We start from the raw sequence: 11,806 nt of genomic DNA, 5'->3' as shown, positions 1-11,806 counted from the left end.
GAGCGTCTTCTTAGAAGCTAGTTTAGAACTGTTCAAAACTGAGTGGCCAGACATCGAGCCGGCCACCCGCGCCGCAAGCCGCGTAAATAGGACGGCTCACCTTGGAATTTCAAGGAAATAACGCGATAAGCCAGCGGAATGGCTTCGGAAGGGACTAACTGGACGAAAATGGCCGGAAAGCGCGCCTATCTCGACTATAATGCCAGTGCGCCGCTGCTTGCCGCGGCGCGCGAGGCCATGGTCGCGGCTCTGGACGTCGCCGCCAATCCGTCGTCGGTTCATGCCGAAGGGCGTGCCGCGCGGCGCCTGATCGAGACCGCGAGGCGCGACGTGGCGGCGCTGGTCAATGCCAGGGCCGAGCATGTCGTGTTCACCTCCGGCGCGACGGAAGCCGCCTCGACGCTGCTGACGCCAGACTGGCGGATGGGCCGCGGCAGCGTGCGCATGAGCCGGCTTTACGTGTCCGAGGCCGATCATCCCTGCCTGCTGAAGGGCGGTCGCTTCCTGGCGGCGGAGGTGACGCGGATCGGCGTCGACACCGACGGGATCGCCGACCTCGACGCTTTGGCGGCAGCACTTGCCCGTCATGACAAGACCGACGGCCTGCCGCTGGTTGCCATCCATGCCGCCAATAACGAGACCGGCGTCATCCAGCCGATCGATCGCATCGCCGAAATCGTCAAGGCGGCGGGCGGTGTTCTCGTGGTCGACGCCGTTCAGGCCGCAGGCCGCGTTTCGATCGATATGTCAGCGGGTTACGCCGATTACCTGATTCTGTCCTCGCACAAGATCGGCGGCCCCAAGGGGGTTGGTGCCATTGTCGCTGCTGCCGACCTGATGATGCCGAAGCCGCTGATCAATGGCGGCGGCCAGGAAAAGGGCCATCGCGGCGGCACGGAAAACCTCGCCGCCATCGCTGGTTTTGGCGCGGCCGCGCGCGAGACGCTTGACGGCCTGCCGGCCATGGAGGCGGTGCGGCAGCGTCGCGACGAGATCGAAGCCGTCGTGAAAATGCTGGTGCCGGAGGCGGAAATCTTTGGAACTGGTGCGCCAAGGCTTGCCAACACGACATTCTTCGCTATTCCCGGCATCAAGGCCGAAACCGCGCAGATCGCCTTCGATCTGGCCGGCGTCGCGCTGTCGGCCGGCTCCGCCTGCTCGTCGGGCAAGGTCGGGCCGAGCCATGTGCTGAAGGCCATGGGGCACGGTGACGGCCTTGGCGCCTTGCGGGTGTCGATCGGCCGGGTGACCGGCGCCGAGGACATCGAACTGTTCCGCGAAGCGCTTGCGGGAATAGCCGCACGCAGGGCGGACAAGGAAAAGGCAGCTTAGGCGGTTGGACGATTTTGGGCCTTTCGGCCTGGTAGAGCCGTGCGTTTCATGCTGGCCGGGTGAATTTCCGGTCGAAATGCACTATATGAAACTTACGCTGCCGCGGATGCCGTTTCGGTGTTCGATTCCGGCGGTGCCATAGTTTGAAAACTGTCGGGCCTTGACCCCGGCGTGGATGGAGAACGCTTATGCCTGCTGTGCAGGACACGATCGATCGGGTCCGAAAGATCGACGTCGATCAGTATAAATATGGATTCCAGACCGAAATCGCGATGGACAAAGCCCCAAAGGGGCTTAGCGAAGACATTATCCGCTTCATTTCGGCGAAGAAGGACGAGCCGTCCTGGATGCTGGAATGGCGCCTGGAAGCCTATCGCCGCTGGCTGACGCTGGACGAGCCGACCTGGGCGCGCGTTCACTATCCGAAAATCGATTTCCAGGACCTCTACTACTATGCGGCGCCGAAGAGCACGCCCGGCCCGACCTCGCTCAGCGATGTCGATCCCGAGCTGCTGAAGGTTTACGAAAAGCTCGGCATTCCGTTGAGGGAGCAGGAAATCCTCGCCGGCGTGCAGAAGACCGACGCTTCGGAACTCGAAGAAGCCAGCGACAACGTCTACAAATCGGGCCGCGTCGCTGTCGACGCGGTGTTCGATTCCGTGTCCGTCGTCACCACCTTCAAGAAGGAGCTGGCGCAGGCCGGCGTCATCTTCTGCTCGATCTCGGAAGCCATCCGCGAACATCCGGAGCTGGTGAAGAAGTATCTCGGCTCCGTGGTGCCGACCTCCGACAATTTCTACGCCACGCTGAATTCAGCCGTGTTCACCGACGGTTCGTTCGTCTTCGTGCCCAAGGGCGTGCGCTGCCCGATGGAGCTGTCGACCTATTTCCGCATGAACGAGAAGAACACCGGCCAGTTCGAGCGCACGCTGATCATCGCCGAGGAGGGGGCTTACGTCTCCTATCTCGAAGGCTGCACGGCGCCGCAGCGCGACGAGAACCAGTTGCATGCAGCGGTTGTCGAACTCGTCGCGCTCGACGATGCCGAGATCAAATATTCGACGGTGCAGAACTGGTACCCCGGCGACGCCGAGGGCAAGGGCGGCATCTACAATTTCGTCACCAAGCGCGGCGACTGCCGTGGCCACCGCTCGAAGATTTCGTGGACGCAGGTCGAGACCGGCTCGGCGATCACCTGGAAGTATCCGAGCTGCATCCTGCGCGGCGACGATTCCTCCGGCGAGTTCTATTCGATCGCCGTGTCGAACGGCTATCAGCAGGTCGATAGCGGCACCAAGATGATCCATCTCGGCAAGAACACGTCGAGCCGTATCATCTCCAAGGGCATCGCCGCGGGGTATTCGCAGAACACCTATCGCGGCCAGGTCTCGGCGCACCGCAAGGCGACCAACGCCCGCAACTTCACCAATTGCGACTCGCTGCTGATCGGCGACCAGTGCGGCGCGCACACCGTGCCCTACATGGAAGCCAAGAACTCGACGGCGCAGTTCGAGCACGAAGCGACGACCTCGAAGATTTCCGAGGATCAGAAATTCTACGTCATGCAGCGCGGCATCCCCGAAGAGGAAGCGATCGCGCTGATCGTCAACGGCTTCGTCAAGGACGTCATCCAGCAGCTGCCGATGGAATTCGCCGTCGAGGCGCAGAAGCTGATCGGGATTTCGCTCGAGGGCTCGGTCGGCTGACCGGACAGATATTCAGGAAACAAAAGAATGCTTGAGATCAAGAACCTGCACGCCCGTATCGTCGATGACGGCACCGAAATCATCCGCGGCCTGAACCTGACGGTGAAAGCCGGCGAGGTCGCCGCCATCATGGGCCCCAACGGTTCGGGAAAGTCGACGCTGTCCTACATCCTGGCCGGCCGCGAGGATTATGAAGTGACCGAAGGCGACATCCTCTACAACGGCCAGTCGATCCTCGAGATGGATCCGGCCGAGCGCGCGACGGCCGGCATCTTCCTCGCCTTCCAGTATCCAATGGAGATACCGGGCGTGGCGACCATGGAATTCCTGAAAGTGGCGATGAACGAGCAGCGCAAGGCGCGCGGCGAAGAACCGCTGAAAATACCGGAATTCCTCAAGCGGGTGAAGGAAGCCGCCGCCTCGCTGAGCATGGACATGGCGATGTTGAAGCGGCCGCTCAATGTCGGCTTCTCCGGCGGCGAGAAGAAGCGCGCCGAGATCCTGCAGATGAAGCTCCTGGAACCGAAACTCTGCGTGCTCGACGAGACCGATTCCGGCCTCGACATCGATGCGCTGAAGATCGTCTCCGACGGCGTCAACGCGCTGCGCGCGCCCGACCGGGCCATCGTCGTCATCACCCACTACCAGCGCCTGCTCGAACACATCGTGCCGGACAGTGTGCACGTGCTCTACAAGGGCCAGGTGATCAAGTCCGGCGACAAGTCGCTGGCGCTCGACCTAGAAGCCAATGGCTATGCCGGCGTGATTGGGCAAGCCGCGTGAGATGCCGGGCCATTTTGTGCCAAAAGGCGGGGCAAAACTGATGAACATGCACGCACAACCGCAGCGGACACCGGCCGAAACAGCGTTGATCGACGCGTTCGGCGACCGGCTGTCGCTGCTGCCGGGCGACGGCGCGGTGATGCTGAAGCGCGACGACGCGATAGAATCGATCAAGCACGGCCTGCCGACGCGGCGCATCGAATCCTGGCACTACACGGACCTGCGCCGGCTCTTGAATGCGATCCCGGACTTCGACCCGACCGCGCTGGCCAAGGCCATTGCGCCGATCGTGGAAGGCTCGGCCGTTTTGCCGATCCTGAACGGCAAGTCCAGCACGAAGCTGCCGGCCGTCGCGGGCGTTACCGTGCAAAGCCTGGCGGAAAAGCTGATCGACGGCAGCATCGCGCCGGGGCTCGACCGCTATGGCAGCGACGATGCCATCGGTGCGCTGAACACCGCTTTCGTCGCTGACGGCTATTTTGTCGACATCGCCGATGGCACCGAGCTGGAAAAGCCGATCGAGCTGCAGAATTTGCAGGCCGGCGGCCAGACCCATGTGCGCCTGCCGGTGCGCGTCGGTGCCGGCGCCAAGGCCGTCATCGTCGAGCGCCAGGCCGGCGAGGGCGCGGCGCTGACGAGCTCGGTCAGCCAGCTCGTACTCGGCGAGGATGCCGAGGTGACCTGGCTGATCGTCCAGGAGCAGCCGGAAACGGCGACGCATCTGGCGCAATTCAAGGCTCATCTCGGCAAGAACGCGAAGCTGACGCTGTTCATCATGAACGCCGGCGGCAAGCTCGTTCGGCAGGAGATCGTGGTCAGGACGACCGGCGAAGGCGCCGACTTCAAACTGCGTGGCATCAATCTCCTGGCCGGCGACACCCATACCGACGTGACCATGGTGCTCGACCATGCCGTGCCGCATACGACCTCGACCGAAATCATCCGCAATGTGGTGACGGGCAAGGCGCGCGGCGTCTTCCAGGGCCGCATCAACGTCCATCAATATGCGCAGAAGACCAACGCCAAGATGGCCTGCAACACGCTGTTGCTGTCCGACGATGGCGAGTTCTCGACCAAGCCCGAGCTCGAAATCTTCGCCGACGACGTCGTCTGCGGCCACGGCGCCACCGTCACCGAGATCGACCACGACCATCTGTTCTACCTGATGGCGCGCGGCGTCGACGAGAAGTCCGCGCGGGGGTTGCTCGTGAAAGCCTTCGTCGCCGAGGTGATCGAGGAACTGGACGACGAGGCGATCGTCGAGGCGCTGGAGACGCGGCTCGACGGCTGGTTTTTGGCGCACGGCTAATTTGCCTGGGGGGCGGAATGAGGCGATGCCTCGAGAGAGCTTGTGATGGACCAGAAAGTCGAAAACATCCCCTATGACGTCGAGGCGATCCGCCGCGACTTCCCGATCCTGTCGCGGGAAGTGTACGGAAAACCGCTGGTCTATCTCGACAATGGCGCCTCGGCGCAGAAGCCGCAGGCCGTGCTCGACGCCATCCAGCACGCCTATAGCCAGGAATACGCCAACGTCCATCGCGGGCTGCATTTCCTGTCCAATGCCGCCACCGACGCCTATGAAAAGGCGCGCGAGACGGTGCGCCGCTTTCTCAATGCGCCAAGCACCGACAACATCGTCTTCACCTCGAACACCACGTCGGCCATCAACACGGTCGCCTATGGCTATGGCATGCCCAATATCGGCGAGGGCGACGAGATCGTGCTGTCGATCATGGAGCACCACTCCAACATCGTGCCGTGGCATTTCATCCGCGAACGGCAGGGCGCCAAGCTGGTCTGGGTGCCAGTCGACGATCTCGGCGTCTTCCACATCGAGGAATTCGAAAAGCGCCTGACCGACCGCACCAAGCTGGTTGCCATCACCCAGATGTCGAATGCGCTGGGCACGGTGACGCCGATCAAGGAGATCGTGCGCATCGCGCATTCGCGTGGAATTCCCGTCCTCGTGGACGGCAGCCAGAGCGCCGTCCATATGCCTGTCGACGTGCAGGATCTCGACTGCGATTTCTTCGTCTTCACCGGCCACAAGGTTTATGGCCCGTCGGGCATCGGCGTGCTCTACGGCAAGAGGGACATTCTCGCGGGCATGCGCCCCTTCATGGGCGGCGGCGAGATGATCGAGGAGGTGACGGAAGACATCGTCACCTACAACGAGCCGCCGCACCGCTTCGAGGCCGGCACGCCGCCGATCGTCCAGGCGATCGGGCTGGGCGCGGCGCTCGACTACATGGACACGGTCGGACGCGAGCGCATCGCCGCCCACGAAGCCGATCTCAAGGCCTATGCGCATGAGCGGCTGCGTTCGATCAATTCGCTGCGCATCTTCGGCGACGCGCCTGATAAGGGCGCCATCATCTCCTTCGAGCTGCAAGGCATTCACGCCCATGACGTGTCGATGGTGATCGATCGGCAAGGCGTTGCCGTCCGCGCCGGCACCCATTGCGCCCAGCCGCTGTTGAAACGCTTCGGCGTAACCTCCACATGCAGGGCATCGTTCGGCATGTACAACACCAGGGCCGAAGTCGACGCTTTGGCCGATGCGCTGGAAAAAGCGCGCAAGTTTTTCGGGTGACGACCATGGAAGATGCGAGCACTGCTGCCGAGACCACCCCGGAAACCGCCGCCAACGGCGTCGTTTCCGCGACGGCCATCCCCGCCGATGAACTGGCGCGGTTGACCGACGACATCGTCTCGGCGCTGAAGACGGTCTACGACCCGGAAATCCCGGCCGACATCTACGAACTCGGCCTCGTCTACAAGATCGATATTGAGGACGACCGCTCGGTCAAGATCGACATGACGCTGACCGCGCCGGGCTGCCCCGTCGCCGGCGAAATGCCCGGCTGGGTCGAAAATGCCGTCGGCGCCGTGGAAGGCGTTTCCGGCGTCGAGGTCAACATGACCTTCGATCCGCCTTGGTCGCCCGACCGCATGTCGGAAGAGGCGCAGGTGGCGGTAGGCTGGTATTAGCGTCGAGCCTGACAAAGATCGGCGCACTTGCGCCAGTGGAAAAACTTCACCATTTTAGGTGAGGAATCATTCGGCAGGCCTTGAACCTGCATGGAATGGAAAAGGAAAAGACATGGCACGCTTTGCCGTCATCACGATGACCGAAAAGGCCGCTGACCGTGTGCGCGAGATCGTCGCCACGCGCGACAATGCGCATGGCATTCGCCTCGGCATCAAAAAGGGCGGCTGCGCCGGCATGGAATACACGGTCGACCTGGTGACCGAGCCCAACACCAAGGACGACCATATCGAACGCGACGGCGCCCATGTCTATGTCGCGCCCGAGGCAGCCCTTTTCCTGTTCGGCACCGAGATGGATTTCGAGCAGACGACGCTGCGCACCGGCTTCACCTTCCGCAACCCGAACCAGAGCTCGGCCTGCGGCTGCGGCGAGTCGGTCGAATTGAAGCCGGCCGATCTCAAGGCCCTGGCCGAAGCCCGCGCCTCCGCCTGATCTTCCTTCGCCCCGTTTACGGGGAGAAGGTGGCCCGAAGGGCCGGATGAGGGGCAGCGCCAACCCTCGATAGTTCGCGCCGCACCGCTGCCGGGAATCTTGTCCCCGTGAACGGGGCGAAGAACGCTACTCCACCCACATTCCCGTTCGCTTGTGCCAGTCCGCGATGGATTCCTCCGGGTAGACGTCGAACACCTTGTCGTTCGGTCCGACGTCGGGCTCGACCCAGTTCGCCTTGTATTTCAGCATCAGATGCACCTTTTCGGGCGGCTTCGGCAGATCGCTGTCGATTGCCGAGGCGAAGGGATGCACGAGTTCCGGCCAGGTCGGGTCGTAGAGCCACAGCGCCGATCCGCATCTGCGGCAGAAATTGCGCTCGCCGGTCGATATCTCGCAGCGCGGATGCTCGTCATCCTCGATCTCGGCCCGGTAGACGCCGAGGCTGCTCTTGCCCCTGACGTTCAGCGTCTCATAGTTGGCGCCGAGATTGATGGCGAAACCGCCGCCGCCTTGCTGCTTGCGGCAGATCGAGCAGTAGCACAGCATGAACGGCACCGGCGTGTGGCTCTCCACCTCGAAACGAACGGCATTGCAGCGGCAGGACCCCTTGAGCAGAACAGGCATGATGGGAGACTCCGATCGACGGTCTTTCAACCTGTCAGCAGCGTTTTGGTTGCGGCGATGACAAGCGCCGGCAGCGATGACATGATCGCGGCATGGACAATGAACGCATCGCCGAACTTTTCGAGGGCCTGGGCGCCGTCAGCATCCGCAAGCTGTTCGGCGGCAAGGGCATCTATTTCGATGGCGTCATCGTTGCCATCGTGCTGCGCGGCGAATTGATGCTGAAGGCCGACGAGCAAAGTGTGCCGGATTTCGAAGCCGCCGGCTGCCGACAATGGACCTATACCGGCTCGCGCCACGGCAAGCTCGTCTCCATGCCCTACTGGAGCATTCCCGACAGCGCCTTTGACGATCCCGACGAGATGACGGTCTGGGCGCGCCGCGCTTACGAGGCGGGGCGGCGAGCGGGGAAGTGACACGGAGACTTTCGAGCGTTCCGGCTGTACCGAATTTTTCGGAAATGCCGAGGGACGTGACGGAACGCGGCAGTCGCGATTGGCCATGTGCTGCCGCTTGAATATCCGAGTACTACAGCGCCTTCGCAATCCGCGCCGCCAGCCTGGCGTTGTTCTCGACCAGCGCGATGTTGGTCTTCAGGCTCCTGCCGCCGGTCAGTTCGAGGATTTTCGACAGCAGGAACGGCGTCACCGCCTTGCCGGTCACGTTGAGAGCCTCGGCGGCCTTTTGTGCCGCGTCGATATAGCCCGCCATCTCGTCGGCCGGGATTTCGTGGCCCTCGGGCACCGGGTTGGCGATCAGCATGCCGCCCGCCAGCCCCAGCGCCTGCCGCGTCAGGTAGAAATGCGCGATGTCTTCCGGCTTTTGCAAGGTCAGCGGCGCGCGGAACGGCGAATGCCTGGACCAGAAGGCCGGCATCGTTTCGCAGCCATGGCCGACCACGGGCACGCCGCGCGTCTCCAGCACCTCCAAGGTCTTCTCGATGTCGAGGATGGCCTTGGCGCCGGCCGAGACGACGATGACCGGCGTGCGGGCCAGTTCGTCGAGGTCGGCGGAAATATCGAAACTCTTTTCCGCGCCCTTGTGCACGCCGCCGATGCCGCCGGTGGCGAACACTTTTATGCCGACCATATGCGCCGCGATCATTGTGGCGGCGACCGTGGTGCCGCCGGTGCGCCCTTGCGCCACGGCAAAGCCGAGATCGGCGCGCGACAGCTTCATGGCATCGCCGGTCATGGCCAGCGATTCGCGCTCGCCGTCGGAGAGGCCGATCTTGATGCGGCCGCCGACCACGGCGATCGTCGCCGGCACCGCGCCGCCATCGGTGATGATCTTTTCGACGTCCGCTGCCATGGCGCCATTGTCGGGGTAGGGCATGCCGTGGGTGATGATGGTGCTTTCCAGCGCCACGACAGGCTGCCCGGCGGCCAGGGCTTGCGCCACCGGCGCGTGGACATCGATGAAGGGGCGGGCGGTCTCTGGGGTCATCTGGATCTCCAATCCGGAGTGCGGCGCATCCTATCGGACGCTTGAGCGGCACCGCGGCACTATGAACTGGCCGGTCTCATGCCATTTCCTGCGCATCGGGCACAAGAGCCAGCGCTTCGGTGAACGCCGCCGCGGTGAAATCCGGCACCGCATTGGCATTCTCGACGGCAAGCGTCGCGGCGGCGACGCCTTCCCGCAGCGCCGCACGCAAGGCCATGCCGCGCAGCAAGGCGGCGACCGTCGCGCCCGCCAGCGCATCGCCGGCGCCGGTGACGTCGGCGACCTTCCTCGGAGGCGGCGGAATGACGGCAAAGGTGCCGTCGCGGTCGAAGCCCAGCACCGGGCCGCCTCCCGCTGTGACCACCGCGCTGACGAGGCCGGTGCTTCTCAGCCCGTCGACGATGTCTTGCCGGGAGGCGGCATCGTCAAGCCCGGCAAGTGCGACCGCTTCGCGCCTGTTCATGAAGGCTAGGGCCAGATCGCCAAGGACGGGTTTCAAGCGCACGATCTTGGCCGGTGAAATGGCGATGGCGAACACGGGCTTGCCGGCGGCAAGCGATACCAGCCGCTCCAGGGCCGCCGATGGCAGGTTGGCGTCGCACAGGACGGCATCGGCGGCGGCGATCTCCTCCCGCACCCTGGAGCGACGGATCTGCTTGGGAAACGCCAGCTCATAGAGCGCCATGTCGGCAAAGCCGACGAGCAGTTCGCCCTCGCGGTCGATCAGAGCCGTATAGCTCGGCGTCGTGCGATCGAGGAACACCGCCGACAGATCGGCAATGCCTGCTTCGGCGATGGCCCGCGAAACCGTATCGGCGGCTGCATCGCCGCCGCGCACCGACAGCAGCGAGGCCGAGACGCCGCGCCGCACCGTGCTGCGCAAGGCGTTGAAGACGCCGCCGCCGACATCCTCGCGCATCGTGCCCGGATTGGAGGCCGCCGGCACGTAGGGTCCGGACACCTGGCCGCGCCGGTCGATATGGGCACCGCCGACCGCCAGGATTCTTGGAGATTTCACCATATGCCGATATGACCTTTGTTGGCCGTCACGCACAAGCGCCATGCCGTGCGACGGAGCTTCGCAGCCAACGGGAGCGATTCGCGAGGCCTGCACGGCAACCTGAGTTTGGCGGATTCAGGGGCATCCCGGGGCGAAATCGCGAGACAAAAAAAGAACAAATCAGGATGTTGGTTGTTTTTCAATAAGTTGGCGCATCTTGACAAATGAGAACAAAAAAGGTACAAACAGATAGGGATAACGGATTGTCCGGCCTTCATTGACGACCAAGGGGTGATGTATCATGGCTCAGAATACTTTGCGGCTTGTAGAGGATAAGGCAGTGGACAAATCAAAGGCTCTGGATGCGGCGCTGTCGCAAATCGAGCGGGCTTTCGGCAAGGGCTCGATCATGCGGCTCGGCGCGAACGAGCAGGTCGTCGAGATCGAAACGGTGCCGACCGGTTCGCTTGGCCTCGACATCGCGCTTGGCGTCGGCGGTCTGCCGCGCGGCCGCATCATCGAGATCTACGGGCCGGAAAGCTCGGGCAAGACGACGCTTGCTTTGCACACGGTGGCGGAAGCCCAGAAGAAGGGCGGCATCTGCGCCTTCGTCGATGCCGAGCACGCGCTCGATCCGGTCTATGCCCGCAAGCTCGGCGTCGATCTGGAAAACCTCCTGATCTCGCAGCCCGACACCGGTGAGCAGGCGCTGGAGATCTGCGATACGCTGGTGCGCTCCGGCGCCATCGACGTGCTGGTGGTCGATTCGGTCGCGGCGTTGACGCCGCGCGCTGAAATCGAAGGCGAGATGGGCGATTCTCTGCCGGGCCTGCAGGCCCGCCTGATGAGCCAGGCGCTGCGCAAGCTGACCGCCTCGATCTCGCGCTCCAACACCATGGTCATCTTCATCAACCAGATCCGCATGAAGATCGGCGTCATGTTCGGATCGCCCGAAACCACCACCGGCGGCAACGCGCTGAAATTCTATGCTTCTGTCCGTCTCGACATCCGCCGCATCGGCTCGGTCAAGGACCGCGACGAGGTCGTCGGCAACCAGACCCGCGTCAAGGTGGTCAAGAACAAGCTGGCGCCGCCCTTCAAGGTGGTCGAGTTCGACATCATGTATGGCGAGGGCGTGTCCAAGACCGGCGAACTGGTCGACCTCGGCGTCAAGGCCGGCGTGGTCGAGAAATCAGGCGCCTGGTTTTCCTACAATTCGCAGCGTCTGGGCCAAGGCCGCGAGAATGCAAAACTGTTCCTGCGCGACAATCCCGATACCGCCCGCGAGATCGAACTTGCGCTCAGGCAGAATGCCGGGCTGATCGCCGAGAAATTCCTCGAGAATGGCGGTTCCGAAGGTGGCGACGATGGGTTCGAGGATGAAGCCGGCGCCATGTAACGGCCCGGGCAGGGGTACCCGCCGGAGTT

Annotated in this window: 12 protein-coding genes; 9 read left to right on the top strand and 3 right to left on the bottom strand. The window is 63.3% G+C overall.

Annotated elements, in window-relative coordinates:
* Positions 1 to 168 precede the first annotated feature (168 nt).
* From NKJ26_RS06550 to sufA, 7 genes are all read left to right on the top strand, one after another.
* The gene (locus tag NKJ26_RS06550; RefSeq protein WP_352694608.1) at positions 169 to 1,332 is read left to right on the top strand and encodes a cysteine desulfurase family protein; all 1,164 of its coding nucleotides are present in this window, start codon (positions 169 to 171) and stop codon (positions 1,330 to 1,332) included.
* A 188-nt stretch (positions 1,333 to 1,520) separates the two neighbouring features.
* A complete protein-coding gene (sufB, locus tag NKJ26_RS06545) occupies positions 1,521 to 3,038 on the top strand; it encodes a Fe-S cluster assembly protein SufB (protein ID WP_352694606.1) in 1,518 nt (505 codons plus the stop codon).
* Between the two features lie 27 nt (positions 3,039 to 3,065).
* Positions 3,066 to 3,821, top strand: coding sequence for a Fe-S cluster assembly ATPase SufC (sufC, locus tag NKJ26_RS06540; protein ID WP_352694604.1), 756 nt, complete (start codon positions 3,066 to 3,068; stop codon positions 3,819 to 3,821).
* A 40-nt stretch (positions 3,822 to 3,861) separates the two neighbouring features.
* Positions 3,862 to 5,130, top strand: coding sequence for a Fe-S cluster assembly protein SufD (sufD, locus tag NKJ26_RS06535; protein WP_352694602.1), 1,269 nt, complete (start codon positions 3,862 to 3,864; stop codon positions 5,128 to 5,130).
* A 45-nt stretch (positions 5,131 to 5,175) separates the two neighbouring features.
* Complete coding sequence (locus tag NKJ26_RS06530; RefSeq protein ID WP_352694601.1) at positions 5,176 to 6,417, top strand: cysteine desulfurase; 1,242 nt, start codon at positions 5,176 to 5,178, stop codon at positions 6,415 to 6,417.
* A gap of 5 nt (positions 6,418 to 6,422) precedes the next feature.
* Positions 6,423 to 6,815: an SUF system Fe-S cluster assembly protein gene (locus NKJ26_RS06525; protein ID WP_027028098.1), complete on the top strand. Its 393-nt coding sequence runs from the start codon at positions 6,423 to 6,425 to the stop codon at positions 6,813 to 6,815.
* A 112-nt stretch (positions 6,816 to 6,927) separates the two neighbouring features.
* Positions 6,928 to 7,308: a Fe-S cluster assembly scaffold SufA gene (gene sufA, locus NKJ26_RS06520; RefSeq protein ID WP_352602388.1), complete on the top strand. Its 381-nt coding sequence runs from the start codon at positions 6,928 to 6,930 to the stop codon at positions 7,306 to 7,308.
* Positions 7,309 to 7,434: 126 nt separating this feature from the next.
* Here sufA and NKJ26_RS06515 read toward each other — a convergent pair whose 3' ends face one another.
* On the bottom strand, positions 7,435 to 7,932 hold the full coding sequence (locus tag NKJ26_RS06515) for a GFA family protein (protein ID WP_352694598.1): 498 nt from the start codon (positions 7,930 to 7,932) through the stop codon (positions 7,435 to 7,437).
* A 92-nt stretch (positions 7,933 to 8,024) separates the two neighbouring features.
* Between NKJ26_RS06515 and NKJ26_RS06510 the strand changes: the two genes are divergently transcribed.
* Positions 8,025 to 8,348: a TfoX/Sxy family protein gene (locus tag NKJ26_RS06510; RefSeq protein ID WP_352602384.1), complete on the top strand. Its 324-nt coding sequence runs from the start codon at positions 8,025 to 8,027 to the stop codon at positions 8,346 to 8,348.
* A gap of 112 nt (positions 8,349 to 8,460) precedes the next feature.
* Here NKJ26_RS06510 and NKJ26_RS06505 read toward each other — a convergent pair whose 3' ends face one another.
* Both NKJ26_RS06505 and NKJ26_RS06500 read right to left on the bottom strand, forming a co-directional pair.
* Positions 8,461 to 9,378 (bottom strand): pseudouridine-5'-phosphate glycosidase, encoded by a 918-nt coding sequence (locus tag NKJ26_RS06505; protein ID WP_352602382.1) that lies wholly within the window; start codon positions 9,376 to 9,378, stop codon positions 8,461 to 8,463.
* Between the two features lie 76 nt (positions 9,379 to 9,454).
* Positions 9,455 to 10,399, bottom strand: coding sequence for a carbohydrate kinase family protein (locus NKJ26_RS06500; RefSeq protein ID WP_352694595.1), 945 nt, complete (start codon positions 10,397 to 10,399; stop codon positions 9,455 to 9,457).
* Between the two features lie 280 nt (positions 10,400 to 10,679).
* On the opposite strand from NKJ26_RS06500, the gene recA reads away from it, so the two are divergent.
* Complete coding sequence (recA, locus tag NKJ26_RS06495) at positions 10,680 to 11,777, top strand: recombinase RecA (RefSeq protein WP_027028105.1); 1,098 nt, start codon at positions 10,680 to 10,682, stop codon at positions 11,775 to 11,777.
* Positions 11,778 to 11,806 lie beyond the last annotated feature (29 nt).

Source organism: Mesorhizobium sp. M0152 (genome assembly GCF_040322415.1).
Lineage (GTDB): Bacteria > Pseudomonadota > Alphaproteobacteria > Rhizobiales > Rhizobiaceae > Mesorhizobium.
The sequence above is the reverse complement of the archived record's forward strand: the minus strand, read 5'-3'. Positions and strand labels throughout refer to the sequence as shown.

Bases quoted from the DNA above. Each gene is read 5' to 3' on its own strand.
- NKJ26_RS06550 (WP_352694608.1), top strand. From the start codon at position 169: ATGGCCGGAAAGCGCGCCTATCTCGACTATAATGCCAGTGCGCCGCTG.
- sufB (WP_352694606.1), top strand. From the start codon at position 1,521: ATGCCTGCTGTGCAGGACACGATCGATCGGGTCCGAAAGATCGACGTC.
- sufC (WP_352694604.1), top strand. From the start codon at position 3,066: ATGCTTGAGATCAAGAACCTGCACGCCCGTATCGTCGATGACGGCACC.
- sufD (WP_352694602.1), top strand. From the start codon at position 3,862: ATGAACATGCACGCACAACCGCAGCGGACACCGGCCGAAACAGCGTTG.
- NKJ26_RS06530 (WP_352694601.1), top strand. From the start codon at position 5,176: ATGGACCAGAAAGTCGAAAACATCCCCTATGACGTCGAGGCGATCCGC.
- NKJ26_RS06525 (WP_027028098.1), top strand. From the start codon at position 6,423: ATGGAAGATGCGAGCACTGCTGCCGAGACCACCCCGGAAACCGCCGCC.
- sufA (WP_352602388.1), top strand. From the start codon at position 6,928: ATGGCACGCTTTGCCGTCATCACGATGACCGAAAAGGCCGCTGACCGT.
- NKJ26_RS06515 (WP_352694598.1), bottom strand. From the start codon at position 7,932: ATGCCTGTTCTGCTCAAGGGGTCCTGCCGCTGCAATGCCGTTCGTTTC.
- NKJ26_RS06510 (WP_352602384.1), top strand. From the start codon at position 8,025: ATGGACAATGAACGCATCGCCGAACTTTTCGAGGGCCTGGGCGCCGTC.
- NKJ26_RS06505 (WP_352602382.1), bottom strand. From the start codon at position 9,378: ATGACCCCAGAGACCGCCCGCCCCTTCATCGATGTCCACGCGCCGGTG.
- NKJ26_RS06500 (WP_352694595.1), bottom strand. From the start codon at position 10,399: ATGGTGAAATCTCCAAGAATCCTGGCGGTCGGCGGTGCCCATATCGAC.
- recA (WP_027028105.1), top strand. From the start codon at position 10,680: ATGGCTCAGAATACTTTGCGGCTTGTAGAGGATAAGGCAGTGGACAAA.